Genomic DNA, 26,950 nt, shown 5'->3' on the forward strand with positions numbered 1-26,950 from the left:
CATGGAAAAGATCTTTCACCAACCGCTCGGCGGTAATGAAATGCCGCGCTTTGGCGGCATTGCCACCATGATGCGCTTGCCGCATCTCACCTCGGCTGCGGGCCTGGACGCTGCGTTTATCGGCGTGCCGCTGGACATTGGCGCGTCCTTGCGTGCCGGTACCCGGTTCGGCCCGCGCGGAATTCGCGCCGAGTCCGTCTTGATCCGGCCTTACAACATGGCGACCGGCGCCGCTCCGTTCGACTCGCTTTCGGTAGCCGACATTGGCGATGTGGCCATCAACACCTTCAATCTGCTGGACGCGGTGCGGATCATTGAAGAGTCGTATGACCGGATCCTCGAACACGAAGTGGTGCCGCTGACCCTGGGCGGCGATCACACCATTACCCTGCCGATCCTGCGCGCGTTGCATCGCAAGCATGGCAAGATCGGCCTCGTACATGTCGATGCTCATGCCGACGTCAACGACCACATGTTCGGCGAGAAGATCGCCCACGGCACGACCTTCCGGCGCGCGGTGGAGGAGGGCCTGCTCGATTGCGAGCGTGTGGTACAAATCGGATTGCGTGCTCAGGGTTATACCGCCGACGACTTCAACTGGAGCCGCCGCCAAGGCTTTCGCGTGGTGCAGGCGGAAGAGTGCTGGCACAAGTCGCTCGAGCCCCTGATGGCCGAAGTCCGGGCCAAGGTGGCGGGCGGTCCGGTGTACCTGAGCTTCGACATCGACGGTATCGATCCAGCGTGGGCACCAGGCACGGGCACGCCCGAGATTGGCGGGCTGACGACGATCCAAGGCATCGAGATCATCCGGGGTTGCCATGGGCTGGATCTGGTCGGATGCGATCTGGTCGAAGTGTCGCCGCCCTACGATACGAGCGGGAACACGTCGCTGCTGGGAGCGAACCTGCTTTATGAAATGCTGTGCGTGCTACCGGGCGTAAAACGTCGCTAAGGCGCCATCAAGCTTCGTTGTTCAAGCCTAAAGCTGCGTCATCAGGAGGAAGGAACACGTTATGGAAACGACGACTACGAGCATTGTGGCGGCGGAACAAAAGGTCCGCGAGGATCTGGCGGCGTTGTATCGGCTGATGGCGCATTTCCGCATGACGGACATGATCGACACGCACATTACCGCGCGTTTGCCGGGCCCGAAACCCGCGTTCCTGATCAACCGCTACGGCGTGTTGTTCCACGAAATGCGCGCTTCGGACCTTGTAAAGATCGACTACGAGGGCAAGGTGATCGACGAGCGTGCACGCGATACGCCCGAACTCTTTATCGTCAATGAGGCCGGTTTTACGATCCACTCGGCGGTTCACATGGCGCGGGAGGACATCGCTTTCGTCGTACATACGCATACGGCAGCGGGGACCGCTGTGTCGGCGCAAGAGCAAGGGCTTTTGCCTATCAGCCAGCATGCGCTGAAGTTCTACGGCAAGCTGGGTTACCACGACTATGAAGGCATTGCGCTTGACCTGGGTGAGCGTGAACGCCTGGTTGCCGATCTCGGCCCGCACAAGGCGATGATCCTGCGCAATCACGGCCTGCTCGCTGGCGGTGCGACCGCTGCGCACGCGTTTCACGAGATCTACTTTCTCGAGCGCGCTTGCCAGGCGCAGGTGCAGGCGCTGGCCGGAGGCGTGCCATTGCGGATACCGCCAGAGCGTGTTCGCGAACTCACCGCGCGGCAGTTCGACTCGGAAAACGCGGACGCCATCATCGAATTGGCGTGGCAAGCGGCGCTGCGCCTGATAACTGGCAGCCTGCCCGACTATCGGTCCTGATCCGTCGGCCGGCTGCATGATTATCACGTCGTGCGCCGGTGTCTCTTGATAAGCCCGACGGCTCGGACGATAAAGCGCATGGCTATGCTGGTTCGTCGAAAGAGGTCTAGACCCACGTATTCGCGCGCCTCATTCAGCCGAGAAACCGGAGCCGGGTGCAGCGGGGCTGTGAGCCCGCGCTGCATGCATGAAGGCGTTGCCCTCTCTCCTGAACTCATTCTCTAGCTGATACGTTTCCAGCCGCGAACGCCACCATGCCCCGCGTTGTGGCTCACTTCCACAACGCGCAACGCGATATGGCTTTGGACCCGAAAGCCTGCTCGCCGGGTATGGTCGCAGTGATCGTATAGAAATCCCACGGCTCCTTCGACTCCGAGGGTTTCTTCACCTGCATCAGGTACATGTCGTGAATCATGGTGCCGTCGGGCCGGATATAACCCTTGGCGTACATGTCATCGATCTTCATCTTGTGCAGTTGCTCCATCACCTTCGTGCTGTCGGTTGACCCCGCCGCCTGCACCGCCTTCAGGTAGGTGGTCGCGGCCGAATAGTCCGCGGCCTGGAGGCTGGTCGGCATCTTCTTCATCTTGGCGAAGTAGCGCTGCGCCCATTTGCGGGTCTCGGCATCCTTGTTCCAGTACCAGCTATCGGTCGCTAGAAGACCTTGGGCGGTCTCAAGCCCTAGGCTATGGATGTCGGTGAGAAAGATCAGCAGGGCGGCAATTTTCATCGACTTGGTCAGGCCGAATTCCTTTGCGGCCTTGATCGAGTTGATGGTGTCGCCGCCCGCGTTTGCAAGGCCCAGGACCTGTGCCTTCGACGCTTGCGCCTGCAACAGGAACGACGAGAAATCCGACGCCGATAACGGATGCCGCACAGCGCCCAGCACCTGCCCGCCATTCGCCTTCACGACCTCCGACGTGTTCTTTTCCAGCGCCTTGCCAAACGCATAGTCGGCGGTCAGGAAGTACCAGGTCTTGCCGCCTTGCTTCGTCACAGCCTGGCCGGTGCCGTTGGCGAGCGCGACGGTATCGTAGGCGTAGTGGACCGTGTAGGGCGTGCATTGCTCGTTGGTCAGGGCATCGACACCCGCGCCCACGTTGATGTACGGAATCTTCTTTTCAGCGGCAATCTGGTTGGTCGCGAGTGCGGTGGCCGAATTCGTGCCGCCGATGATCCCGCTGACGCCGTCGCGGTCGATCCACTCGCGCGCTTTCGATGCCGCAATGTCCGCCTTGTTCTGGTGATCGCCATAGAGCAGTTCGATGGGCTTGCCGTTCACCTTGCCGCCGAAGTCATCGATCGCCATGCGGATGGCTTCGAGACCTCCCTGGCCATCGGAGTCGGAGTAGAGCCCTGAAAGGTCTGTAATGAAGCCGAGCTTGACTGAGTCGGCTGCTGCATGCGCCGCGCTCGCGGTGACGCTCAGGATGGCTGCGGTAATGAGGCCGCACGCAGAGCGTCGGGCGAGTGTGTTGTTCATTCCTGTCTCCATCGGTTTTTATGGGCGGCGCAAAGGCCACTGTGTATTGCTGCGTATCGTTGTGTATTCTCGATATCTCGAAGGGCGGCTCGTGCGAGCAATCCGTCAGGATCGAAAATAGCCGCTTGGGAGGAATTAAGTCAAGACTTACGAGACGGATGTTGCGATGAAGCTTGAACCTGCCGCCTGGAATCATTGCGCATAACAACCGCTGCCAGCGATGTAACCCCACCCATCCATGCTTTCTTGCGCTCGTCGTAGCGATCAGGCCAGGTAGTGAACCTGGCCTCGCTCCGTGACATCCACCACGCGGACGGGTTCATCCGAGGCTGGCAGAAAACGATCCTTGCACCATGACCGGCGACAGGTTCCCGATGCTCGGCATAGGTATCCACTCGCAATCGGTTCGGCAATGTCAAATAATACGGATTCCTGATTATATCAATATATCCGCTTCCTCCTGCCAAAAAATGCGCCTTCCCCGCTGAACAGCCTTTATCGAGCTTCCGGCAGAATCTCCAAAAGCAGTTCGGCCGGCCGGCATAAACGCGTGCCTGCTTGCGTGACCACGAACGGGCGATTGATGAGGACGGGGTGCGCCAGCATGGCGTCAAGCAACTGTTTGTCCGTCAGCGTTGCATCGGCGAGACCAAGTTCCGCGAACAGCTTCTCTTTCTCCCTGATCGCTTGCCGGACGCTTAGTCCTGCATCTTCGATCATCCTGGATAGCGTGCCGCGACTGGGCGGCGTCTTGAGGTACTCGATCACTTCCGGTTCAACGCCCGCATTGCGGATCAGCGCCAGGGTAGTGCGCGACGTACCGCAAGCGGGATTATGGTAAATCGTAATGGCCATGCCATGAGTCTCCATGAATCGTTAAAGAGTGGCTTGCTGTTTTATCGACACCGTGCTCGCCGAACACGCGCCGCCTTCGCAGCAGTTTTTGGTAAGGAAGCCGATGAGTCCGCTCGTGGTGTCGAAGTTCGCTGAGTAGAAAATGAAGCGCCCATCCTGACGCGCATCGACCAGCCCGGCGTGTGAGAGGTCTTTCAGATGAAACGACAGACCCGATGGTGAGACACCGAGTTGCTGAGCAATCTCACCGGCCGCCAGACCCTCGGGTCCCGCTACTACCAGCGCCCGAAAGATTGCCAGCCGAGACTCGTGCGCGAGCGCGCCCAAGGCACGGACTACGGTTTCTGATTTCATGAGGTAAAGCGTACAAGAAACATTTCCTCATTTCAATATTTATTGAAATGTAAGCCGATTCAGCTTACGCATTCGCTCAAGTGACGCCGGTGTTTGCCGTTAAAGGGTATGGGCCGGATGACACAGTCGGCCTCGGTGGCGTTCGCAGGCATCAACGCACGCGACCGCTTGGTATCGATGTGAGATATAAAAAAAGTGAGACAAACATGTTTTCGACGATTAAAGGCCGCCTGGGCATTGCCATGGCGCTTCTGGGTCTGTTGCTGATCGTGATCGGAGGACTGGGGCTTTGGGGAATGAGCCGCGGTAACGACACGACTCGTGGCCTCTTCATGAACCAGATGCCTAGCGCTGTCGCGGCCGGCAACGCGGAAATGTTTACCGCCCGCGAGCGGCTCAGCTTCGATCGTGCGGCCTTGCTCGTTGGCAAGCCCGGCGCGGAAACGGCCATTGGACGTGGGGCGTTGATGCGCACGCGGGCCGACAAGGAGTGGGCGACCTACGCCGCATTGCCGCAGGGTCCGGGCGAACACAAACTGGCCGAGGACTTCGAAGCCAAGCGCCTTGAACTCCAGAAGCTGGTGGACGACGGTTACGCCAATATCAGGGCGAACGACGCAGACAAGATTGTCGCTTCCGCGGAAGCCATGCAGGTTGCGTTCAACCAGTTGGCCGCGTTTGGTGAAGCGCTTCGCAAGTATCAATTCGACTCTGCCAGGACCGACTACGACAACTCGCAGGAAGCATTCGGCGACTTCCGTCTTGTCAGCATCGCTTCCATTCTGGCCGGCCTTGCGGCGGCTATTTTCTCGTGGGTGTCGCTGCGTCGTTCGATCGGGCGTCCGCTCGACGAAGCGCTTGCGCAATTCGATGCAATCGCCGCAGGGGACCTGCGCCGCGAGTTGATCGTCACTTCGCGCGACGAGATGGGGCAACTGTTATCAGGTCTCGCGAAGATGCAGGCCAGCCTCGTCAACACGGTACGTACGGTGCGCTCGGGCAGTGAATCCATTGCATCGGCGACCAAGCAGATTGCGGCGGGCAATATCGATCTGTCATCGCGTACGGAAGAGCAGGCGTCGGCGTTGCAGGAAACGGCATCGAGCATGGACGAGTTGACCGGCACCGTGAAGCAGAATGCGGAAAACGCGCGTCAGGCGAGCTCGTTGGCCGCCAACGCGTCGGACATTGCGAACAAGGGCAGCACGGTTGTGGCGCAAGTGGTTGTCACCATGGGCGACATCAACCAGAGTTCGACGAAGATCGCCGACATCATCACGATCATCGAAGGCATTGCGTTCCAGACCAACATTCTCGCGCTGAACGCAGCCGTGGAAGCGGCGCGTGCCGGTGAACAGGGACGGGGTTTCGCGGTCGTGGCGGCAGAAGTTCGCAGCCTTGCGCAACGGTCATCGGCGGCAGCGAAGGAGATCAAGGAGCTGATCAACACGTCGGTCTCGCGCGTCCAGACGGGCACGACGCTGGTGGGCGATGCCGGCCGCACGATGTCGGAAATCATCGGCGCGGTGCAGCGTGTGACGGACATCATGGGCGAGATCGCGGCGGCGTCCGAAGAGCAGAGCAGCGGCATTGAACAAGTGGCGCGCGCGGTCACGCAAATGGATGAAGTGACCCAGCAAAATGCAGCTCTGGTGGAGGAAGCCGCGGCCGCGGCGCAATCGCTGGAGGATCAGGCGGGCGCGTTGAAAGCGGCCGTATCGGTGTTCCAGTTGAACGACAGCGGTCTGGATATCGGCAAGACCGTGCTCAGCGCGAAACCGGCGCGTGGCGCGGCGCATCGCGCGTTGGCGGTACCCAAGAAACGCGCTGTTGCTGTGAGTTCGAACCCGAGGCCGGCTATTGCAGCGGCTACACGTCTCAAGACACCGGCGCTGATCAAGGAGAAGTCGAGGCCCGTTGCATTGGCCGGCGCTGCCGATTGGGAGGCGTTTTAACTAGCGGTGTGTCTTGGCTAGCGGTCAAAGGGAGGCGGTGAAAGTCAGCGCCTCTCTGCTGCATTGTCTTCCGTGAAGTTGCGACTACATTCGTCACATACTCGAACGCCTGGCGAACATATTGCCAGTCTCACTTCGCGGGCAAGGGTGCCGCGTTCATTCGCTTGATGCGCCTTCTCTCCAGGAAGGTCCACAACGTCAATCCTCCGTATGTCGCGTACTGCAGAAAGGTAGAAACGCTGGCAATCCACGCTGCGTCTTCCCATTCGATATTAAGCAACAGCCGCACGGCATTCTCGATCGTCAGACCCAGTCCCCACACAAGTGTCATCTTTCGAATGACCGCTACAAGGCCCGGATTGTCGCGCCACCACTGCTCGAACTGAGCAGTTCCTCCGTCCTGCTCGCGGGCGACGGTGGACCGCCCGAGATAAAACACGAGCGGCCGTGGAAAAGCGAGTGAAATCAAAAACACGATGCCGATCAAACCGGAGATGACGGGCGCTTCAAAAAGGCGCGTACGCGGGTTGTCGATAAAATATGAAACCGCCATTGAGAATAACGTGCCGGCCAGTACGATTGCGCTTAGTGCATCAAAGTGGCGGAAGCGTAAAAGGTCCCAGGTCATCCAGGCTATCAGCGGCAGCGTGGAGGCGGCCAGTGCTCCAAGGTGGCCCCACTGCGGATACGCAAGGTGATAGGCGAGCCACGGGAACAGCACGTTGATGCAGATCGCGGTTAAATAGCGGGGCCGGTTGTTCATACGAATCGCCTGAGTGCCGAAGTTCAGAGCTGCCGAATTGCCGAGTACCGAGTTGCCGGCGCGGGACAAACAAAAATACCACGGTGCGTTTCAGGTGTCTCACACGTTTCATGGTTCGGATGACACGAGCCGCAAACACGACGGCGGTTATCGATGAAACGATAAGAACGCCTGCAAATCCTCGGCGCCCCCTCTTAGAGGTTAAAACAAGGAGTACTGCTGAGGTCCTAGCGCTGCTTGAGCTTTGCAGCATCAAAGCATCGAAACGCGAGGCTGATGCGTGGCCCGTCAACACCGCTCATCTTCGGTATGCCGTGGTTGTGCGTAAATTGCGATGCATAACTCATCACGATCACACTGCCCGCATGCAGGTCCACATTGAGCGTGCGGCCCTTGCCCGACTTCGCGCGGATGGTCATGCGACGGGTCGCGCCCAGCGAAAGGATTGCTATTGGCTCTTTCTGCACTAACCCTTGCGTCTTGTCGTTATGGGGCGCAACGCTGTCGTTGCCATCGCGATACAGATTCAAGCCGACGCTGTTGAATTGCGCGCCGGCAATCGCGCGCACTTGTACCGCAGCCTCCATCAGAGGCGCCGGCAAATCCGCTGCGTCCAGCGAGAAATGCGCCATCAGGCGTGGCACATCGACCTCGCGTTCGTACATCAGGCGGCGCTGATTGCCCCAAGTCACTTGACCAAGCGTCTGCTCAAACCACGCGTGCGCAGTGGCTTGCGGGACCACGTCGGGCAGGTAACGAATCCCGCTTTCGGCGTCTTCTACAAGGTCGAGCGGCACGGCATTGAACAGATCGCTTTGAAACACGACGATTCCTTTCCTGGCTTTCCTGGATTTTGCTAATTAATCCGCCGCGAACGGCAATTCACCCTGAACCGCTTGCGGCTCAGCAACATACGATCCCACCGGCAGCAACGCCGTTACCCGTACCCCGAGCAAACGCAGCCGCCGGTCCAGCGGTACGCGTTTCAGGCACTCCGTTGCGGCTCGACGGATCTCCGTTGCATCGGCCGTTGGAAACGGCACCGTCAGGTCACGCGTGACCGTGCTGAAGTCGTTGTAACGCAGCTTGATGCCGACCGTGCGGCCCTCGTATCCCTTGCGCCGCAGGTCGTCGCCCACGCGCGTACACAGGTCGGTAAACGCCGCCGAGAGTTCCGCGCGATCGTGGCGCGCATGCAGGTCGCGCTCGAAGGTGGTTTCGCGGCTCATCGATTTCGGCTCGGAGCTGACCACAACGGGCCGCTCGTCGAACCCCTGCGCCACTTCCAGAAGCCATGCCGAGTAAGTCCGGCCAAAGCGGGCCTGCAGTATCTCGGGGTCCGCGCGCGCGAGATCACCGACGGTCTCAATGCCGATAGCCGCCAGTTTTTCATTCGCCTTCGGCCCGATGCCGTTCACCTTGCGTACGGGCAGCGGCCAGATTCGCAAGGGGATGTCGGCGGGGGTGAGGATGGTCAGGCCGTCGGGTTTATCCAGTTCCGAGCCGATCTTCGCCAGCAGCTTGTTCGGCGCGACGCTGATCGAACACGACAGGGCGGTTGCATCGCGCACGGCCTGCTTGATGCGTGCGGCGGTCTCGGCGGGGTCGCCCGGCAGGTCAGTCAGGTCGATGTAGATTTCATCGATACCGCGGTTCTCGATCTGCGTGGTGAACGCGGCGACCGCCTCCTTGAAGAGGCGCGAGTAATGCCGGTATGAATCGAAGTCGGTGGGCAGCAGGATGGCGTCGGGCGCGAGCTGCGCGGCTTTCATCATGCCCATGGCGGAAAACACACCGAGCGCGCGTGCTTCATAGGTCGAGGTGGTGACAACGCCACGGCCCGCGTAATCACGCAGCCGTTTAAAGCTCCGGGTGCCATCAGCCAGTGTTTCGGGCGTGGCGTTCCTGCCGCCGCCGATCACCACCGGCTGGCCGCGCAATTCGGGATACCGCAGCAGTTCAACGGACGCATAAAAGGCGTCCATGTCGAGGTGCGCGATGTGCCGCATGGCTGTCACCGCTGCGCTCCAGCACGCGAGAGGCTCAACGCGATTGATGCGTAAGAACCGGATGTGCCGATATTGCCATTGGGAACGGACATGACCTGAATAACTGTATGGATGTACAGTATTTTACATCAAAAGTGCTGGGCGCAATACCGTGGGGAAGAGGAATTAGTTGGGACGGGGGCATTAAAAATCAAAGGCTTGCCAACAAATTCAGTCACGCGCCAGATGACGCGGGACCGAATGAATTGGACTTGCTGAATGTGTGACGCGAATTTGCTGGATTTGCTGGAGTGTGAGAGCAGCCCGCGTTGCGCTGGTTGTGGAAGGCTGCGTGCGGCCACAACCGGCCCTTCGACACATAGGTGACGATCCACGGGTTCACCGTGGCGCCTGGTCTCGAAAAACGGGGGGCGAATGGACTATAAAAGTCGTCGCTCGATGTGCGACTTCAGTGCCTGCTGACGGACAGATTCGTGACGGGCGCATCTGTGGCGTACGTGCGGAAAGACTCGATAGAGGTGGCCGTCGCGAGCCGCCTTGGGGACTTTGTAATGACAGTCCGTTTAAGCTCAGGCGATGAGCATTTTCCACTCGTCACTGCCGGACGTATTCAGTCTGTACGTCTGACGTCGCTGACGATGATCGCGACGCTCAACCAGCTCCCCGTCCGTGGTTTTGCTGACAGGAGATGCCTCCATGCTTTCCAGGAAATCCCGTCAGAGACGAGAACGTGCCGCTTATGCGCTGGTCGAAAGCAGGCCCGTTGTCTGACCGCTGGCCAACATCAACTGGGCTAGGGCACCTTGCGCGCTCTGCAACTGAGTCGCGATCTGGCTGACCTCGCTGGTATTCGAACTCTGCGCCGCCGCGCTCAACGCGCTCTGCGCACTTTGCAACTGGGCCATGATCTCGTTGATCTGGCTACTGTTAGCGCCACCCGCCGCGCTGCCGGTGCTAGACGATACCTGCGCGAGCTGGCCTTCGAGGGACGCGACCAGTGCATTCATCTCGTCGAGTTCGGTCGTCGAGGAACTGCTGGAAGAGGCTGATGCACCACCGCCACCGCCACCACCACCGCCTGCGGGGCGCGAACCCGAAGTGGAGGTGGAGGGTGTCGAGCCGGACGAAGCTCCGCCCGTCGCTCCGCTCGACGACGTACCGCCGGTCGCCCCTCCAGTCGAGGCGGGCGGGCCGGTGGACGCTCCACTCGTCGCGGACGACGCGCCGGTGCTGCCGGCCTTCGAAACGGACGACCCGCTGGCACCCAAGGCGGTCTCGGTTGCCGTAGCAGCGGTTGCTGACAGGATCTGCATGGAAGGTCTCGGTTGGCTCGAAACGGTAGATTTCGGTTTGGGGCTCGCAGCCAATCGCCAGGAAGTGCCCCATTACCGCCCTATCTTCTCAATAACGGCAGGCTGAATGGTTTCTTGAGCAGATTTTTCAATGTTTCGGTATCGAGATCCGGCGCGGGACAGCTGCTAATGCTGCGACGCCGAGCCGCCGAGCTGCCCTGGACTGCCTTGCTTGCGAACGCATGGTCGGATTCCGGCCCAGGAAGCAGCCGTTCAATTCGCGGTTTTGAACGTTGCTTGTTCCGCCGAAGTGGCCATGCGCGGAGATTGACCACGAGTCACGGCTGACGTCCGCTCCTAAACCGTTATTATCGGTATTCGCCCTAAAGGAGAATAGCCGATGAGCCGACCGGATTTCATCAAACACTGGACTGAACTAGAAGAATCGAATGTGCATTCGTATCGCGGCGATACCGAGCCAATGGCGCTAGACGCGCCGCTTTCCGCAGCACTCGGCATCACACGTATTGGCATTCATCATGTGAGGCTTCTGCCCGGCCGGCGGACGTCATATCCGCACGCCGAAAGTACCGAGCAAGAGTTTGTGTACGTGCTCGAGGGCAGGCCCGATGTCTGGATCGACGGCGTGCTGCATCCCATTGCTGAAGGCGATTGCGTCGCGTTTCCGGCAGGCACCGGAATCTGCCATACCTTCATTAACAATACGAAGGACGAAGTCAGGCTGATGGTGATCGGCGAACGTCCGCGCGACGACAACCGTATTCGTTACCCGCTCAACGAAGCGCACGAACTTACCCGCCCTGACCGCTGGGTGGACTGGCCCGCTAGACCGCTTGGGGAGCATAACGGGATGCCGGACTGAGTAAGTGGATGACCGCAATGGCCGATGACAGCGCGCAAACTTCGCCCGACGAACACCCGCTTCGATTTGCGAAGAGCCATTGATGCTTCGACATATCGGAATTCCACTTGGGGTCGTTAAGCCCCTCTCGCTCTCTCTGAACTAAGCCTCATCGGCAAGTTGCCTGGAGCCGACTGCGGCACGCGGTGGTCCTTCGAATTCCGTGCTGGTCCAACGAACTCCGTTTCCCGACAATACCGTAATCGCTTGCGGTGCCGCGTGGCGGTCCGAAGCCTTAGAGATCAACGCACGCTCCGCAGGAAAGTAACGCGGTTCATACGTCGCCTTGAGAGGCACTTAACGCTCCGGCATCCACCTCAATCAACCGATGCTTCACGAAGCCGCCGGTATCTTCGCCGCGCGCACGAATTCGATGAAACGCGTAACGATCGCGTTATCGCGGCTCGCCTGCCACGCCAGCCCGACTTGCCAACGGGCGGCCGCATCGCGCAAGGCCAACACCCTGGCATCCCGCAAAAGATACTTCGCCCTGGACGGCAAAAATGCAGCGCCGACGCCAGCGGCGACAGCGGCAAGAACTGACTGAATATCGTCAGTCTGCTGAATCACCCGGGGCACGAAATCGTGCTCACTACACCAATGATCTATTTGTGCTGCCAGCCCGGGGCCACGGCTGCGCGCGAGCGCGATCAAGCCAAGTTCGTTGAGATCATTCAGATCAGACGGAAGACGCTTCCATTTTGCGTGCTGTGGCACGGCCAGCGCCAACGCCTCGCTGAGCAACGGCACACACGATAACCCGCTATCGGCCGGCATACGAAGGAAGCCCACATCAAGCTTCCCTGCGAGAAGCTGGCGGGTTTGCTCGGCTGAAGAAAGATCATTGAGCGACACGCCGACGTTCGGATTCAGTCTTCGAAATTCCGCGATCAGTTGCGGGGCCAGGGTCAAGGTCGTGAGCCCGAGCCCTACGCGCAGATATCCACGTTTTCCACTGCTCGCTTCGCGGGCGCGTGCGACGAGTTCGTCTGCATCGCGTACCAGCGTTTGCGCGCCAGCAAAGAACTCGGCGCCGAATGCAGTCAGTTCGGCGCCATGCCTGCCGCGTTCAAAAAGCCGCGCACCCAAGGAGTATTCCAAAGCCGCTACCTGTTTGCTGAGGGCGGGTTGAGTGACATTAAGCGCTTCGGCGGCGCGGCCGAAATGGTGGAGTTCCGTCACGGTCAGGAAGGCGCGTAGAAGTTTGAGTTCCATTCCATGAAGTAATTGAATGTATCGGATGATTCATTTTACTTATTGAATGCCGGGCAGTCCAATGGACTCTTCATGAGCTCTTCAGTCAGGCGGAAAACAAATGTCTCTATCCTCGCCCCCTCCATTCAAGGTTGCGACGGTCCCGCTGATCTCTTTGCGCGGAAATGCATCGCACAACGTTGCGAACGTTTCAGCATGGCTCGCCGATGCCGCGCTTCAAGGAATCTCGCTGGTTGTTTTTCCTGAGGCCAACCTGGCCGGATACGGCGATACCCTGAACCTTCGTCGCCGCGAGCTTGTAACGCTCGCCGAGCCGCTCGACGGTCGCTCGATCGATGAAGTCGCCAATGCGGTGGAGCGCACCGGCGTGGCGGCGGGTGTGGGATTCATCGAGCGTGCGCGGGATGGGAGATTGTTCAACAGCTTTGTGATTTGTATGCCGGGAGGCGTGCGTTGTTGTCATCGAAAACTGCACGTGGTCGAACACCCCGGTATAGAACGGGGCGAGCAGTACACCGTCCTCGATACGACGTGGGGCGTCCGTATCGGCATTCTGATTGGCGCAGATAATTATCTGGTCGAGAACGTTCGCATGACGGCGCTGATGGGCGCGACGTTGCTCGTTGCGCCGCATCGGACATATGGTTCTGACGGACATGGAGAGGCCGCGTTACAGCGGCTTTCTTCAGCGCAGCGAACTCGGCCGCACGTCGCGCATCGCACGGTCGCAGCAGAAAGCGCTGGTGCAGCGGGCTGGCTGCGGCGGTCGTTGATCGCGCGAGCGTCAGATAACGGAATGTTCGTAGTCTTTAGCAATGGATCGGAGAAAGGCAGCAACCAAGGCGGCATGATCATCGACCCTTTGGGGCGAGTGCTGGCCGAACACGGATCGTCGTCCAGCCCGATGATTTCCGCAGAAGTGAACCCCGACCTGATAGCTGGGAGCGTCGGCCAGCAATGCCTGACGGCCGGTCGCTCTGACAGTGACGGGCCGCTCGTCCGTTCGATGCTGCCACGCGATAACGTGTTTGCGCAGCGCAGCGGAACCACATCAAGAGGTGCAATTGCGCTGAGCTTCGCTCAGGTCAGCCGCATCCGCCAGACCTAGCGTTTCACGCGTTCAGTGTTCCCCATTGGCTGCGCCGATCGCATCAAGTTCAGCGAGCACCGCGTCCGATAAACTCAACTGTGCCGCCTGCAAGTTTTCCCGCAGATGCGCGAGCGACGACGTGCCCGGAATCAGCAGAATGTTGGGCGCGCGATGCAGGAGCCAGGCGAGCGCCACCTGCATGGGTGTTGCGCTTATCGTTTCGGCGACCGTGGACAGCACGGACGATTGGATCGGCGTGAACCCGCCAAGCGGGAAGAAAGGCACATACGCAATGCCCTTGCTCGCCAGTTCGTCGATCAGCGTGTCGTCCTCCCGCTGAACCAGGTTGTAGTGGTTCTGAACGCAGACAATCTCCGCAATGCCTTGCGCCTCGGCGATCTGGGTCGCGGTCACATTGCTCAGTCCAATATGGCGCACAAGGCCCTCGCGCTGGAGTTCGGCAAGCGCAGTGACCTGCTTTTCGATCGACCCTTCCGCTGGGGAGTGGATGTTCCCCATGATCCGCACATTAACCACGTCGAGCACGTCCAGACCGAGATTGCGCAGGTTGTCATGGGCGCCGCGCCGGAGGTCTTCCGGTTCCAGCGCCGGCAGCCACGCGCCGCCTTCACCGCGGACGGCGCCAAGCTTCGTGACGATCACGAGATCATCCCGGTACGGATGAAGCGCTTCGCGAATGAGCTGGTTGGTGATGTGCGGCCCATAGAAGTCGCTCGTATCGATGTGATCGACGCCCGACGCCACCGCTTCGCGCAAAACGGCTATGGCCGCGTCGTGATCCTTCGGCGGCCCGAACACGCCGGGTCCGGCCAGCTGCATCGCGCCATAGCCCAGACGATGCACCGGACGTCGGCCAAGCTCAAAAGTGCTAACGGGCGTGAAATTCGGCATGACGTGCTCCTTGATGAATGTGGAGCCAGTATGGAGGCGATTGCGCTGTTCGATAATCCGGTCTAAATTGCACGGGTTGTTTAAAAATGTGAACAGTGACCATGGAATTGAATGATCTTGCCGCGTTCGTTTCAGTCGCTCGCGCCGGCGGTTTTCGCGACGCAGCCCGGATCAGCGGCGTCTCCGCCTCGAGCCTGAGCATTGCCGTGCGCCGGCTTGAAGCGAAGCTCGGCCTGCGTTTGCTCAACCGGACCACTCGCAGCGTGGCTCCGACCGAACCGGGGTTGCGCCTTATCGAAAAGCTGGCGCCGTTGTTCAGCGAGATGGAAGCCGCGCTGGATGTCTTGAACGGGTTCAGGGACAAGCCAAGCGGTACGCTGAAACTCAACGTGCCGTCGAGCACCGCGCGGATCGTGTTGCCAACCGTCCTCGCGTCGTTCCTGAAGGCTTATCCCGACATCCGCGTGGAAGTCGTGGTCGAGGATGGTTTCGTCGATGTGCTGTCGATCGGCTGCGACGCGGGCATTCGTTACGACGAGCGGCTTGAGCAGGACATGATCGCCATTCCGATCGGACCACGCGTGCAGCGCTTCGCGACCGCTGCGGCACCGGAATATCTCGATACGCACGGCAGACCCGAGCACCCCCGCGAGTTGCTTTCGCATGCGTGCCTGCGCGGCCAATTTGCCGGCGGTGCGAAGCCTACGTGGGATTTCGAGCGGGACGGGGAGGTGGTGCGGCTGGACCCTACGGGGCCGCTCCTGGTCAGGCCCGGCGCCGCAATGGAACTTGCAATCAGTATGGCCGTGGCAGGCGTGGGCGTGATTCACCTGTTCGAGGGAATGCTGCGCCCGTACCTCGATAGCGGCGCGTTGGAGCCGATTCTTGAACCGTGGTGGCCGAGCTTTTCCGGGCCATTTCTCTACTATCCGGGGCGTCGTCACTTGCCTGCGCCGTTGCGGGTTTTTATCGATTTCGTGAAGGCGGGTAATTCGTCATTGGATCCGCTGGCCCTTTGATCTACTGATCTACGCCTCTTCTTGCGTTTGCGGCACGATCGAACTCAACCAGTCCGAGAGCGCGACGAACGGCTCGTCGTGGGCGATTTCATCGGGTGCGACGAGGTAATAACCGGACTTGCCGGACATCGGTTTATTCAGCGGCACGACCAGCCGGCCGGACGACAATTCGTCCGCGAGCAATATCTCCGGCAGCAACGCGACGCCCAAGCCCGCCTGAGCGGCACTGGTGAGCATCGTGAACAATTCATAGCGCGCGCCGCGTACCGCTCGCACATCGTGCTCAAGCCCGTTCAGACGAAACCAGGTGCGCCAGGCGTCAGGCCGTGTCGATAAATGCAGCAGCGGCAAATCAGCAAGCTGTTCGAGCGATATCGGTTCACCGGGCGCATTCCCGGCGAGCAAGGACGGGCTGCACACCGGCACGACCTTGCCCTCGCGGAACAGCAGCTTTCCCTGCGTTCCTGGCCAGACCGAATCGCCGAAATAAAGCGCGGCGTCGAAGGGCGAATCGCTGAACAGGAAAGGCTCGGTGCGTATCGACAGATTCACGGTGATGTCCGGCCGCAGCGCGCGGAATTGCGGCAGGCGTGGGATCAGCCATTGGCTCGCGAGCGTTGGAACGACCGCTATCTCCAGAATCCGCCCGACACCGCGCTGCGCCATCAATTCGAGCGTATCGCGCTCAATCCGGTCGAGATTCTTGCGCACGAGCGCCGCGTAATCACGGCCGTGCGTGGTCAGTACAATGCGCTTCTTGATGCGCAGGAACAAAGCCACGCCCAACCGGCTTTCCAGTCCCGCCACCTGGCGGCATACCGCGCTTTGCGTGAGCGAAAGCTCATTGGCGGCTCGGGTGAAGCTCTCGTGGCGCGCGGCGGCCTCGAAGATCTGCAACGCGACCAGATTGGGAATACCTTTTCTCATGTTTTACCGGTACTGTTTGACGAGTCGTGTGTCGAGGTGATTCGGTGACTTGGTTCTTTTTGAGAATGAACTCATGAGTTTATATCAATTGCGCGGCTTTTTGCCGCCCTCCAGAATCGACTTCCAGTGAATCGCCGAACCGGGCCCTGGGCTCGCGCCACGCTAGATCAGCCGGAACTGGACAAATGAACTCAAATCTCGCCGCATTGCTTGCTGTTGCCCTTCCGGAATCGGATGTAACCGGGTTAGTGCGATTGATGAACTTGCCATCCGTGCTTGCCAATACCTCGCCGGGCACGGTCAGCCGTGCGGAACTGGCCCAGGCGATGAACATGGTGCTGTTCGCAGGCCTGCTCGAGCGCGTGCCAACGGGCCGCGCTTACACCGACGACCTCCAGCACACGCAAACCCGCGTTCAGTTCGACCACGGCGCGCTGCGCACCGTGCGCTGGGCTGAATCCGGCGCGTTGCCGCCGGGCGAAGCCGCGTTCACGCGCATTCTGAAGCCGCTGGGTTTTGTGCTGAACGGTACGTATCCGCTCGATCGCATCAAGATGACGGGGCGCTCGTACATGCACGCCGATGCCCCCGATGAAATCGCGCAGTATTTCGTGAGCGAACTGCATCCCGAGCGTTTCAGTCCCGAGTTCCAGGAAGCCGTAACGAACGTGATTGGCGAGAGTGTCGATCCGCTGACGCCGCAAGCGGTTGCGTCGCTGGCAGAGCTGGAGCGCGATCACTCGCTGCCACTGACTATTGCCCTCGACTTGCTGCCCGTGCTCGTGCGCTGTTTCGAGCGTCAGCACCCCGTACCGCGCCTGACGGACTATGAAACGCTGCGTGCCGAATCGGCGGAAATGGCGTGGATCGCGACCGAAGGCAACGCGTTCAATCACGCGACCGATCGTGTGGATGACGTCTTCGCCGTCGCCGATGCCCAGCGCGCGCTCGGCCGTCCGATCAAGGACAGCGTTGAGATTTCGAAGTCGGGCCGGGTGCGTCAGACTGCATTTCGCGCCGGTCCCGTGCGCCGGGTTTTCATCGGCGCCGACGGTGCGACGATCGCACGCGATGTGCCGGGTTCGTTCTACGAATTCATTAGCCGCGATGCAGTCATGGACGAGACCACTGGGCGAGCCAAGCTCGATCTTGGTTTCGATGCCGGCAACGCCACGGGCATCTTCAAGATGACGGCGGCCGCGTGAACTCCGCCGCCGAATCTGCCAATCCTGCCGCCAACCCCGCCGCCAACCTGTACGATTTCACGGAACCGTTCAAGGCGCCGCAAGGCTCGGCGATCCGCGAGCTTTTCAAGTACCTCGGCCGGCCGGGCATGATTTCGTTCGCGGGCGGGTATCCGTCGAAGGATCTCTTTGACCGGGCGGGTATCGGCCAGGCGCTGGAAGATGCCTATTCGTCCGATCCGATTGCGTGCCTGCAATACGGTGACACAGCCGGCTCGCCCGCTCTGCGCCGCGCGATCCTGCGATTAATGAGTGATCGCGGAGTGACGCGCGATGTGGACGACGTGATCGTGACCACGGGCTCGCAGCAAGGTCTCGACCTGCTGATCAAGATCCTGGTCGCACCGGGCGACGCTGTGCTGATCGAGGAGCCGGCATATCCGGCTGCGATCCAGGCGTTGCGGCTCGCGGGCGCGCAGCTAATTCCGGTGCGCACTGACGCGCAGGGTATCGACGTGGACGCGCTCACCGTTCAACTCGAAGCGCTCGATCCATCCACGCGGCCGAAGCTGCTCTACACGGTGCCGACCTTCGCGAACCCGACCGGCGCAACCTTGCCGGCGGCGCGTCGCGAAGCGCTCGCGCGGCTTGCAATGCGGTTTCGTTTCGTGCTGGTCGAGGACGATCCTTATGGCGAGCTGCGTTTCTCCGGCGAACCGGTCAAACCGATAATCACATTCGCCGATGCCATCCCGGGCGCGAGCGACTGGGTCGTGTATTTCGGCAGCCTATCGAAGATCGTGGCGCCGGGCTTGCGCATCGGCTGGTCGATTGCGCCGCCTGCCATCACTCGACGCATGCTTGTGGCAAAACAGACGAGCGATCTCTGCACTTCGCCGCTCGCGCAGGAAACGGCGCGTCACTATCTGGAGCGTGGGCGTCTGGCCGAACATGTGCAGACCATTGCGCAGGCTTATCGCAAGCGTTGCGAGGCGTTGGCGAGTGCGTTGCGCCAGTTTGTGCCCGATGAGATTGAATACGTGATGCCGGAAGGCGGCATGTTTATCTGGGCGCGCCTGAAGGGCGGCCGTCAGTCGGCTGCGTTGCTCAAGCGCGCGATCGAGCAGAACGTGATGTATGTGCCTGGGCCGGCGTTTTACGCGCGTGATCCGGACGAATCGAGCATGCGGTTTTCGTTCGCGGCCGCGCCGGGCGAGGCTGAAGTGTTCGAAGGCGTACGGCGGCTCAAGCTCGCGCTGGCGAGCCGGTAGGAGTGCGCAAACCAGGACCAGCCCGCCGTATGGTTCCACCAAGGCTCGCCAGATACGGTGAAACGCGTTCTAATCGCGTAACCTGAACGCAGATGGACGCTCGGCTAGGTGTAGTTGGTTCCAGTTGTTTCCTCCAGCGCACCAAGTCGTGCCGATTAATCAATTGCAGCGGTTTTTTTAAGCCCTGAAACTCTGTTCCGACGAATGCATGCATTTACTCGCCGGAGCCGGTTCCAGAGCGGCGCTGACGGATCGTGGCCTCGGGCCGCGCCGCAGTGCCCGGCAGCCACCCGACATAGAGAGGAAGTGATGAAACTGAACGATATTCTTGGTGCACTCGGTGTAGACCTCGACCAGTGGAAGGGCGATGCCCTCACGGCGCGTTCGCCGCTCGACGGCGCGACGCTGGCTGGATTGGCCGTTGATACCCCCGCCGATGCCGCTCGCAAGATCGACGCTGCCCACGCCGCTTTCCTCAAATGGCGCACTGTGCCCGCGCCGCAACGCGGCGAACTCGTGCGCGTTTTCGGTAATGTGCTGCGCGAACACAAAGCCGCGCTCGGCAGCCTCGTCACGCTGGAAGCCGGCAAGGTCACGTCCGAAGGCCTGGGCGAAGTGCAGGAAATGATCGACATCTGCGACTTCGCCGTTGGCCTGTCGCGCCAGCTCTACGGCCTGACGATCGCCTCGGAGCGTCCAGGTCATCGAATGATGGAAACGTGGCATCCGCTGGGTGTGGTGGGTGTGATCTCCGCGTTCAACTTCCCCGTCGCGGTGTGGTCGTGGAATGCGGCGCTGGCGTTTGTCTGCGGTGATGCAGTGGTCTGGAAGCCATCGGAGAAAACGCCGTTGACGGCTATCGCCTGTCACGCGCTGTTCGAAAAGGCGCTGCGCGAATTCGACAAGACCCATCCGGGTCTCGCGCCCGAAGGCCTGAGCCAGTTGCTGCTCGGCGCACGCGATGTCGGCCAGGTGCTGACCGAGTCGCCGAAGGTGCCGCTCGTCAGCGCGACCGGCAGCGTGCGCATGGGTATTGAAGTGGCGCAAGTGCTGGCAAAGCGGCTGGGTCGCAGCATCCTCGAGCTGGGCGGCAACAACGCAATGATCGTGGCGCCCAGCGCCGACCTCGATCTGGTCGTGCGCGGCGTGACCTTCTCGGCAGTCGGCACGGCGGGACAGCGTTGCACGACGCTGCGTCGCCTGATCGTGCATACCAGCGTGGTCGACCAGTTGCTGCCGCGTCTGGAAAAAGCGTTTGCATCGGTGAAAGTGGGCAGCCCGCTTGAGTCAGACACGCTTGTCGGTCCGCTGATCGACCGTGCTGCGTTCGACGGCATGCAGAAGGCATTAGGCGATGCCCGCGAGCAAGGCGGCAATGTCAAGGGCGGCGAGCGCGTGGAAGTAGGCGGTCACGCCGATGCTTACTACGTGCGTCCGGCATTCGTACGTATGCCTGCACAAACGGCTGTGGTCGAACGCGAGACCTTCGCGCCGATCCTCTACGTGATGACCTACGACGACTTCGCTGAAGCATTGCAACTGCAAAACGGCGTGCCGCAGGGTTTGTCGTCGGCGATCTTCACGAACGACATTCGCGAAGCCGAGCAGTTCATGTCGGCGGCAGGCAGCGATTGCGGCATTGTGAACGTGAACATCGGCACGAGCGGCGCAGAGATTGGCGGCGCGTTCGGCGGTGAAAAAGAAACCGGCGGCGGCCGTGAATCGGGTTCCGATGCGTGGAAGGGTTATATGCGCCGCGCGACCAACACGATCAACTACAGCCGTGAATTGCCGCTTGCGCAAGGCGTGAAGTTCGACGTTTGATCCGGACTTGAAGAAGAATCAAAAAGAGATTTAAACCAGGCGTCCCACCCCGACGCCGACTCCTTTCATCCGCTTGCGCACGCCAACCGCGGCGTGCCTGAGCGGACGTCAGGCTTCCGCGGTCATCCCCGGTTGTTTCGCTCGAATCCGTCCTATGGCGCGCCTCTGCATGGAGGCACGTTCCGCCTGTCTACGCGTTGCTATTGCGTAAATACCCGCGTCTGTTCAACTGTTTTTCGCTAGACCCTGGAGGCCACCGTGTCGTTTCTCGTGCTGGACAAACTGACCAAAGCCTACGGCGACCTGAACGCCGTGAGCGACGTGAGCCTCTCGGTTGAAAAAGGCGAATTCGTCTCGCTGCTGGGGCCTTCGGGCTGCGGCAAGACGACGACGCTGCAAATGATCGCTGGTTTTATCGATGTAACGCGCGGGCGGATTTCGCTCGATGGCAAGGACATTACGCACGTACGGCCGAACAAGCGCGGCTTAGGCGTGGTGTTCCAGAGTTATGCGCTGTTTCCGCACATGACGGTTGCGCAGAATGTTGGCTTCGGACTCGAAATGCGCGGCGTCGGCAAGGCCGAATGCGCGGAGCGGATTCGCGAGACGTTGGCGCTCGTGCGGCTCGATGCGCTGGCGGCGCGGTATCCGCGTGAACTGTCGGGTGGTCAGCGGCAACGGGTTGCCATTGCGCGTGCGTTGGTGATCAAGCCGCCGGTACTGCTGCTCGATGAACCCATGTCCAATCTCGACGCCAAGCTGCGCGAAGAGATGCAGTTCGAGTTGCGCGGCATTCAGCGCAAGGTCGGCACCACCACGGTGATGGTCACGCACGATCAGTCGGAGGCGCTGTCCATCAGTGACCGCGTGGTCGTGATGGAAGCGGGGCGCGTGACGCAGGTCGACTCGCCGTATCGCGCGTATGAGCGGCCGGAGAATCGCTTTGTCTCGCAGTTTATCGGCAAGGCGAACATGCTGGAGGGGACCGTGACCGAGGCGTACCACGACGAAGTCCACGTGGATCTCGGACATCAACTGACTGGCATTGCCTGCATTGAGGCGGGCACGGTGTGGCGCGAAGGCGATACGGTGACCTTGTGCATCCGTCCGGAAAAACTGCACTTGTGCGAGGTGGGAACGGGGCGCTTGTCGGCGACCGTTACCAGCCGTTTTTTCCTCGGCAGCCAATGGCTTTATCGCGTCGATACCGCCATTGGCGAAGTGCTCGTCTGCAGCCAGAACGAAGGTACCGAACCGGTAGCCGAAGGCGCGATGGTCGGCATCGACTGGCATCGTGACGCCGTGCGCGTGATTCAGGAAGCGAGTCATGGCTAGTACTCTCGACTCGACTGGATCGGACAATAGCGGTGCGCTGAAGAATGACCGCGCGCCGTGGCACGCGTTCGTGCCGCCCTGGCTGATGAGCTTGCCTGCGTTCATCCTCTTCGCGGTGCTCGTGCTGACGCCGCTCGCGATGACCGTTGTGCTGACGTTTTATCGCTTCGATCCGGCCAGTGGTCCGATCGCGGCGTTCCAGTTCGGCAACTATGTTGAAGTGCTGACGGACAGCTACTACCAGACCATTTTTGCGCGGACCTTCGGCATCGCGATCCTGACGACCGTGCTGTGCGTTGCGATCGGTGCGCCTGAAGCGTATGTGCTCTACCGGATGCGTGATCCGTGGCGCTCGATGTTCCTGCTCGTGATCCTCGCGCCGTTGCTCGTGTCAGTGGTGGTGCGCGCGTTCGGCTGGAGCATGTTGCTCAACACTGGCGGTATCGTGAATCAGTTCTTCGGCCTCTTTGGGCTGGGTCCGTACAAGCTGGAGTACACCACCTTCGCGATAGTGATTGCGCTCGTTCACGTCATGCTGCCGTTCATGGTGATCCCCGTCTGGACCTCGTTGCAGAAGCTTGATCCGCAGGTTGAAAACGCGGCGCTCTCGCTGATGGCGTCACCGTCAACCACGTTGCGGCGCATCGTGTTGCCGCAGATTGCACCGGGAATATTGTCGGGCAGCTTGATGGTGTTTGGTTTGTCGGCGAGCGCGTTTGCGATTCCCGGCCTGCTCGGCGGCCGTCGTTTGAAAGTAGCGGCCACCGCCGTCTACGATGAATTCCTCGGTTCGCTCAACTGGCCGCTCGGCGCGACCATCGCGATCCTGTTGCTGATCGCGAACCTCGTGATCATGATCACGTACTACCGGGTTCTGGAGCGTCGTTACTCCAGAAGCCTCGGTTAAGGAGAGCGCTGCGATGCGAAAGAACGGCCTCGTTGCCCTGAGTTTCCACACGCTAGTGATCCTGTTCGTGCTGGCGCCGCTAGTGATCATCGTGCTGGTTGCGTTCACGCCGGACCAGACGCTGACGCTGCCCACGCACGGCTTTTCGTTGCGCTGGTTCCGCGCGATTCTCGATTACCCGGATTTCATCTCGGCGTTTTTCAACAGCATCAAGCTGGCGTTTGCATCGGCTACGCTGTCGCTCGCGCTGGCCTTGCCGGCGGCGCTTGCTATCGGACGCGAACGGTTTCCGGGGCGCGAATTCCTCAATGGTTTGTTCCTCTCGCCGCTGGTGATTCCCAGTCTCGTGCTTGGCATCGCGTTCCTGCGTTTCTTCGCGATGATCGGCGCAACCGGCACGTTCACGTGGCTCGTCGCGGCGCACATGATCATCATCACGCCGTTCGTGATGCGGCTGGTGCTGGCCTCGGTGAGCGGCATGGATCGAAGTATCGAGCATGCGGCGCAGTCTTTGGGAGCGGATCGATGGACGTCGTTTCGACGCATCACGCTGCCGATGATCCTGCCCGGCATCACGGGCGGCTGGCTGCTTGCGTTCATCAACAGCTTCGATGAACTAACCATGTCGATCTTCGTAACCTCGCCGCAGACCATTACGTTGCCGGTGCGCATGTACATGTACGCGACCGAATCGATCGACCCGATGATGGCGTCCGTATCCGCGCTCGTGATCTTCATTACGGCCGGTGCGATGGTCGTGCTCGACCGCGCGTATGGACTGAACCGGATACTGATTGGTTCGCATTGATTCGTACAGGCCCCACGACTTCTATCTACGCGATACGCGATGACAAATCTCCCCAGCGCAACATCCGCCGGCCAGTCGCACACCACGGTCGGCGATGCGCCGCAATTCGTGCGTCTGACGGAAGCGCATCGCAAGCAGGTGACGTTGACGCTGGACGGCGTCGCCATCACGGCCCTGACCGGCGATACCGTATTGAGCGCTGTCCTGCTGCACACACGGCGGGTGCGTGACACCGAGTTCAGCGGTGAACCACGCGCAGGATTCTGCCTGATGGGCGCATGTCAGGATTGCTGGGTACAACTGGAAGAGGGCACCCGGATTAGAGCATGTTCGACCTTCGTCAAGGACGGCATGCGTATCCTGACCCGGCCTGCAGGAGTGGTAAGAACGTGAGCGCGGTTATCGATAAAAACAGCATGCGCCGGGTCGTCATTGTCGGTGCGGGACCGGCTGGCGTGCGCGCGGCTGAGACGTTGGTGGCCGCGGGCATTGTGCCGGTCGTGATCGACGAAGCGCCGCGCGCTGGTGGGCAGATCTATCGGCAGCCGCCAGCGGATGCGGGTTTTGCCCGCAGCAAACGGTCGCTGTATGGCCTGGAAGCAGGCAAGGCCGACGCGGTGCACTCAACCATGGCTGCCCTGCTTTCAAAGCTCGACTATCGGCCTGACACGCTGGTGTGGGGATGCGGCGCCGCGCAACTCGATACGCTGCATGACGGACGCCAGCGCACGGTGCCTTATTCGCACTTGTTGATTGCGACCGGCGCGACAGATCGCGTGTTGCCGTTTCCGGGCTGGACGCTGCCGGGCGTCTACACCCTCGGCGCGGCGCAGATTGCGCTGAAATCGCAGGGCTGCGCGATCGGACGCCGCGTGGTGTTCGCGGGAACCGGGCCGCTGCTTTACCTCGTGGCGTATCAATACGCGAAGGCCGGCGCGCAGGTGGAGGCGGTGCTCGACACCAATCCGTTCTCACGCCAGTTCGCCGCGACGCCGCGTTTGTTGCGGCAGCCGTCCACCTTTGCGAAGGGACTCTACTACGTCGGCTGGCTGGCGGCGCATGGGGTTCGTATCGAACGTGGCGTGACGCTTGTGCGCGCGACGGGCGATAAAGCGGTGCAGGCCATGACCTATCGCGATGGTGATGGCGAGCAAGAGTTGACCATTCCCTGCGATGCGGTTGGGTTTGGTTATGGCCTGCGATCCGAAACGCAGCTTGCGGACCTGGCAGGTTGCCGCTTCCGCTTCGATCCGCTCAATCGCGCGTGGCTGCCGGAGCGCGATGCGGCCGGTCGCAGTTCGGTGCCGGGCGTTTATCTCGCCGGCGATGGCGCGGGTATCGCGGGTGCGGATGCTGCGGAACTGGCTGGCCGTCGTGCGGCGCTGGCGATGCTCGAAGACCTTGGGCATCGGGCTGTGAACGCTAACGTTCAGGCTCAGGTCACGAAGCTGGACCGGCAACTGGCGAACATCGCCGAATTTCGTATTGGGCTGGAGCAGGCGTTTGCGCTGCCTTCCGATTGCGCGTCGTACTGGCCGGACGACATGACGGTGTGCCGTTGTGAGGAGATCGATGCCGGCGCGCTGCGCCGCTGCATTCGTGCGGGCGAAGCGAACGAGATCAATCGGCTGAAGGCGTTGACGCGCGTGGGCATGGGTCGTTGCCAGGGGCGCATGTGCGGCGCGGCGGCGGCAGAATTGCTGAGCGCGGAGACGGGCAGACCTATCGCTGATGCCGGACGTTTGCGCGGACAGGCGCCGATCAAACCTGTGCCTTTATCAATAGCGATGATGGACGAAGCTCCCGAAGCGAATCATCTGGCCGCCATTGCGGAGCACGCCCGCGATGAATGAGACTTTGCGGTTCGACGTGCTGGTGGTGGGCGGGGGTTTGGTGGGGTCATCGACGGCCTTGATGCTTGCAAAGCGCGGGCTGAAGGTGGGGCTGTTCGAACGCCGTTATTGCGGCGCGCAGGCGAGCGGTGTGAACTACGGCGGCGTGCGCCGCCAAGGGCGGCCGGCCGAACAATTGCCGCTGGCGGTGCGTGCGCGCTCGATCTGGGACCGGTTGCCGGAACTTGTGGGCACGGATGGAGAGTTCGTTGTTTCGGGGCATTTGCGGTTGGCTCGCAGCGAAGCGGATCTTGCGGCGCTTGAAGCGTACGCGCAGCTTGCCAACCCGTTTGGTCTCGATTTGCAGTTGATGAGCGGACCTGCGTTCAGGCGCCGTTACCCGTGGCTTGGGGCGGCCGCGGTGGGTGGTTCATTGTGTCCCGGTGACGGTCACGCGAATCCGCGCGTGGTGTCGCCTGCGTTCGCGCGCGCGGCGCGTGCAGCCGGTGCGGATGTCCGTGAGCAGACTGCGGTGACGAACATCGTGCGTGATGGGGAACGGTTTGTTGTCGAGGCGCGGCATGACTCGGGTGCTGTGATCGAGGTTCAGAGTGACTGGCTGGTCAATGCTGCTGGCGCTTGGGGCAACACGGTGGCTGGGTACTTTGGCGAGACCATTCCGATGGAGCCGATCTATCCGAACATGTGGGTGACCGAGCCGCTGCCGTATTTCATCGATCATAATCTTGGGGTGTATGGCGGCGGCATTTATGCTCGTCAGGTGGCGCGCGGCAATGTGGTGATTGGCGGGGGGCGTGGGTTGGGGGATGGCGAGTACGCACAGCCGCTCACGGAGACTACGCGGACGGTGATGAGGGCTGCGTGCGCGCTTTTGCCGGCGTTGAAAGATGCGTTGTTGTTGCGGACCTGGACAGGGGTTGAAGGCCGTACGCCAGATGACAATCCGGTGATTGGTTTTAGCCGGACTACGCCAAGATTGCTGCATGCGTTTGGATTTTCGGGTGGGGGGTTTTTGCTTGCGCCGGGGGTTGGGGAGGTGCTTTCCGATCTCATTGTTGAGGGGGGATCGGGGACGCCGATCGAGGCGTTTTCTATTGGGCGGTTTGGTCGGGGGGGATAGGTTTTGGGGGGAGTGGTCAGGGGTCAATGCCGGGGTGGTGCTTTCGGGGTTAGTGGTCGGGGTCAATG

At 60.9% G+C, this 26,950-nt stretch carries 26 protein-coding genes; 16 read left to right on the top strand and 10 right to left on the bottom strand.

The features are described from left to right. The first annotated feature begins 1 nt into the window (after window position 1). Both speB and ACSQ36_RS22615 read left to right on the top strand, forming a co-directional pair. Window positions 2-952: an agmatinase gene (gene speB / locus ACSQ36_RS22610; protein WP_436183660.1), complete on the top strand. Its 951-nt coding sequence runs from the start codon at window positions 2-4 to the stop codon at window positions 950-952. A gap of 61 nt (window positions 953-1,013) precedes the next feature. Beyond that, window positions 1,014-1,784, top strand: a complete 771-nt coding sequence (locus tag ACSQ36_RS22615; RefSeq protein ID WP_436183661.1) for a class II aldolase/adducin family protein — start codon at window positions 1,014-1,016, stop codon at window positions 1,782-1,784. A gap of 271 nt (window positions 1,785-2,055) precedes the next feature. Here the strand turns inward: ACSQ36_RS22615 and ACSQ36_RS22620 are convergent, their stop codons facing one another. From ACSQ36_RS22620 to ACSQ36_RS22630, 3 genes are all read right to left on the bottom strand, one after another. Further along, the gene (locus ACSQ36_RS22620; protein ID WP_213762018.1) at window positions 2,056-3,267 is read right to left on the bottom strand and encodes an ABC transporter substrate-binding protein; all 1,212 of its coding nucleotides are present in this window, start codon (window positions 3,265-3,267) and stop codon (window positions 2,056-2,058) included. Window positions 3,268-3,762: 495 nt separating this feature from the next. Next, window positions 3,763-4,122 carry an arsenate reductase (glutaredoxin) gene (arsC, locus tag ACSQ36_RS22625; protein WP_436183662.1) on the bottom strand — a complete coding sequence of 120 codons (360 nt, stop codon included), beginning with the start codon at window positions 4,120-4,122 and terminating at the stop codon, window positions 3,763-3,765. Window positions 4,123-4,143: 21 nt separating this feature from the next. After that, the gene (locus ACSQ36_RS22630; RefSeq protein WP_436183663.1) at window positions 4,144-4,476 is read right to left on the bottom strand and encodes an ArsR/SmtB family transcription factor; all 333 of its coding nucleotides are present in this window, start codon (window positions 4,474-4,476) and stop codon (window positions 4,144-4,146) included. A 206-nt stretch (window positions 4,477-4,682) separates the two neighbouring features. On the opposite strand from ACSQ36_RS22630, the gene ACSQ36_RS22635 reads away from it, so the two are divergent. Then, complete coding sequence (locus tag ACSQ36_RS22635; RefSeq protein ID WP_436183664.1) at window positions 4,683-6,431, top strand: methyl-accepting chemotaxis protein; 1,749 nt, start codon at window positions 4,683-4,685, stop codon at window positions 6,429-6,431. Window positions 6,432-6,561: 130 nt separating this feature from the next. Here the strand turns inward: ACSQ36_RS22635 and ACSQ36_RS22640 are convergent, their stop codons facing one another. From ACSQ36_RS22640 to ACSQ36_RS22655, 4 genes are all read right to left on the bottom strand, one after another. Further along, window positions 6,562-7,194 carry a VC0807 family protein gene (locus tag ACSQ36_RS22640; RefSeq protein ID WP_436183665.1) on the bottom strand — a complete coding sequence of 211 codons (633 nt, stop codon included), beginning with the start codon at window positions 7,192-7,194 and terminating at the stop codon, window positions 6,562-6,564. Between the two features lie 227 nt (window positions 7,195-7,421). Continuing rightward, the gene (locus tag ACSQ36_RS22645) at window positions 7,422-8,018 is read right to left on the bottom strand and encodes an alpha-ketoglutarate-dependent dioxygenase AlkB (protein WP_436183666.1); all 597 of its coding nucleotides are present in this window, start codon (window positions 8,016-8,018) and stop codon (window positions 7,422-7,424) included. 36 nt (window positions 8,019-8,054) lie between these two features. After that, window positions 8,055-9,203, bottom strand: coding sequence for a DNA polymerase IV (gene dinB / locus ACSQ36_RS22650; protein ID WP_436183667.1), 1,149 nt, complete (start codon window positions 9,201-9,203; stop codon window positions 8,055-8,057). A gap of 737 nt (window positions 9,204-9,940) precedes the next feature. After that, window positions 9,941-10,108, bottom strand: coding sequence for a hypothetical protein (locus ACSQ36_RS22655; RefSeq protein ID WP_213762023.1), 168 nt, complete (start codon window positions 10,106-10,108; stop codon window positions 9,941-9,943). On the opposite strand from ACSQ36_RS22655, the gene ACSQ36_RS22660 reads away from it, so the two are divergent. Together ACSQ36_RS22660 and ACSQ36_RS22665 are read left to right on the top strand one after the other, a co-directional pair. After that, window positions 10,107-10,622, top strand: coding sequence for a hypothetical protein (locus ACSQ36_RS22660; protein WP_436183668.1), 516 nt, complete (start codon window positions 10,107-10,109; stop codon window positions 10,620-10,622). The genes ACSQ36_RS22655 and ACSQ36_RS22660 overlap by 2 nt on opposite strands. A 273-nt stretch (window positions 10,623-10,895) precedes the next feature. Beyond that, the gene (locus ACSQ36_RS22665) at window positions 10,896-11,378 is read left to right on the top strand and encodes a cupin domain-containing protein (RefSeq protein ID WP_436183669.1); all 483 of its coding nucleotides are present in this window, start codon (window positions 10,896-10,898) and stop codon (window positions 11,376-11,378) included. A gap of 372 nt (window positions 11,379-11,750) precedes the next feature. On the opposite strand, the gene ACSQ36_RS22670 is transcribed toward ACSQ36_RS22665, so the two are convergent. After that, on the bottom strand, window positions 11,751-12,632 hold the full coding sequence (locus ACSQ36_RS22670; RefSeq protein ID WP_436183670.1) for a LysR family transcriptional regulator: 882 nt from the start codon (window positions 12,630-12,632) through the stop codon (window positions 11,751-11,753). Window positions 12,633-12,732: 100 nt separating this feature from the next. On the opposite strand from ACSQ36_RS22670, the gene ACSQ36_RS22675 reads away from it, so the two are divergent. Continuing rightward, window positions 12,733-13,740, top strand: a complete 1,008-nt coding sequence (locus ACSQ36_RS22675) for a nitrilase-related carbon-nitrogen hydrolase (protein WP_436183671.1) — start codon at window positions 12,733-12,735, stop codon at window positions 13,738-13,740. A gap of 12 nt (window positions 13,741-13,752) precedes the next feature. Here ACSQ36_RS22675 and ACSQ36_RS22680 read toward each other — a convergent pair whose 3' ends face one another. Continuing rightward, a complete protein-coding gene (locus tag ACSQ36_RS22680; protein ID WP_436183672.1) occupies window positions 13,753-14,634 on the bottom strand; it encodes an aldo/keto reductase family oxidoreductase in 882 nt (293 codons plus the stop codon). Between the two features lie 101 nt (window positions 14,635-14,735). Between ACSQ36_RS22680 and ACSQ36_RS22685 the strand changes: the two genes are divergently transcribed. After that, the gene (locus ACSQ36_RS22685; RefSeq protein WP_436183673.1) at window positions 14,736-15,653 is read left to right on the top strand and encodes a LysR family transcriptional regulator; all 918 of its coding nucleotides are present in this window, start codon (window positions 14,736-14,738) and stop codon (window positions 15,651-15,653) included. 9 nt (window positions 15,654-15,662) lie between these two features. On the opposite strand, the gene ACSQ36_RS22690 is transcribed toward ACSQ36_RS22685, so the two are convergent. Beyond that, window positions 15,663-16,580, bottom strand: a complete 918-nt coding sequence (locus ACSQ36_RS22690) for a LysR substrate-binding domain-containing protein (RefSeq protein ID WP_213762030.1) — start codon at window positions 16,578-16,580, stop codon at window positions 15,663-15,665. A 257-nt stretch (window positions 16,581-16,837) separates the two neighbouring features. Between ACSQ36_RS22690 and ACSQ36_RS22695 the strand changes: the two genes are divergently transcribed. The 9 genes from ACSQ36_RS22695 to ACSQ36_RS22735 all read left to right on the top strand — a co-directional run bounded on the left by ACSQ36_RS22695 (window position 16,838) and on the right by ACSQ36_RS22735 (window position 26,882). Further along, window positions 16,838-17,785, top strand: coding sequence for a DUF1338 domain-containing protein (locus tag ACSQ36_RS22695; protein ID WP_436184919.1), 948 nt, complete (start codon window positions 16,838-16,840; stop codon window positions 17,783-17,785). Beyond that, on the top strand, window positions 17,782-19,035 hold the full coding sequence (locus ACSQ36_RS22700; protein ID WP_436183674.1) for a PLP-dependent aminotransferase family protein: 1,254 nt from the start codon (window positions 17,782-17,784) through the stop codon (window positions 19,033-19,035). The genes ACSQ36_RS22695 and ACSQ36_RS22700 overlap by 4 nt, the downstream gene beginning before the upstream one ends. A gap of 309 nt (window positions 19,036-19,344) precedes the next feature. Then, window positions 19,345-20,859 (top strand): L-piperidine-6-carboxylate dehydrogenase, encoded by a 1,515-nt coding sequence (gene amaB, locus ACSQ36_RS22705; protein WP_436183675.1) that lies wholly within the window; start codon window positions 19,345-19,347, stop codon window positions 20,857-20,859. Window positions 20,860-21,117: 258 nt separating this feature from the next. Then, window positions 21,118-22,194 (top strand): ABC transporter ATP-binding protein, encoded by a 1,077-nt coding sequence (locus ACSQ36_RS22710; protein ID WP_436183676.1) that lies wholly within the window; start codon window positions 21,118-21,120, stop codon window positions 22,192-22,194. Beyond that, a complete protein-coding gene (locus ACSQ36_RS22715) occupies window positions 22,187-23,101 on the top strand; it encodes an ABC transporter permease (protein ID WP_436183677.1) in 915 nt (304 codons plus the stop codon). The genes ACSQ36_RS22710 and ACSQ36_RS22715 overlap by 8 nt, the downstream gene beginning before the upstream one ends. 13 nt (window positions 23,102-23,114) lie before the next feature. Continuing rightward, the gene (locus ACSQ36_RS22720) at window positions 23,115-23,909 is read left to right on the top strand and encodes an ABC transporter permease (protein ID WP_436183678.1); all 795 of its coding nucleotides are present in this window, start codon (window positions 23,115-23,117) and stop codon (window positions 23,907-23,909) included. Between the two features lie 39 nt (window positions 23,910-23,948). Further along, the gene (locus tag ACSQ36_RS22725; protein WP_436183679.1) at window positions 23,949-24,302 is read left to right on the top strand and encodes a (2Fe-2S)-binding protein; all 354 of its coding nucleotides are present in this window, start codon (window positions 23,949-23,951) and stop codon (window positions 24,300-24,302) included. Window positions 24,303-24,325: 23 nt separating this feature from the next. Further along, window positions 24,326-25,762, top strand: a complete 1,437-nt coding sequence (locus tag ACSQ36_RS22730) for an FAD-dependent oxidoreductase (protein ID WP_436184920.1) — start codon at window positions 24,326-24,328, stop codon at window positions 25,760-25,762. After that, complete coding sequence (locus ACSQ36_RS22735; RefSeq protein ID WP_436183680.1) at window positions 25,755-26,882, top strand: NAD(P)/FAD-dependent oxidoreductase; 1,128 nt, start codon at window positions 25,755-25,757, stop codon at window positions 26,880-26,882. The genes ACSQ36_RS22730 and ACSQ36_RS22735 overlap by 8 nt, the downstream gene beginning before the upstream one ends. The last annotated feature ends 68 nt before the right edge of the window (window positions 26,883-26,950 follow it).

The sequence above is a fragment of the Caballeronia sp. LjRoot34 genome (genome assembly GCF_964253815.1).
Taxonomy (GTDB): domain Bacteria; phylum Pseudomonadota; class Gammaproteobacteria; order Burkholderiales; family Burkholderiaceae; genus Caballeronia.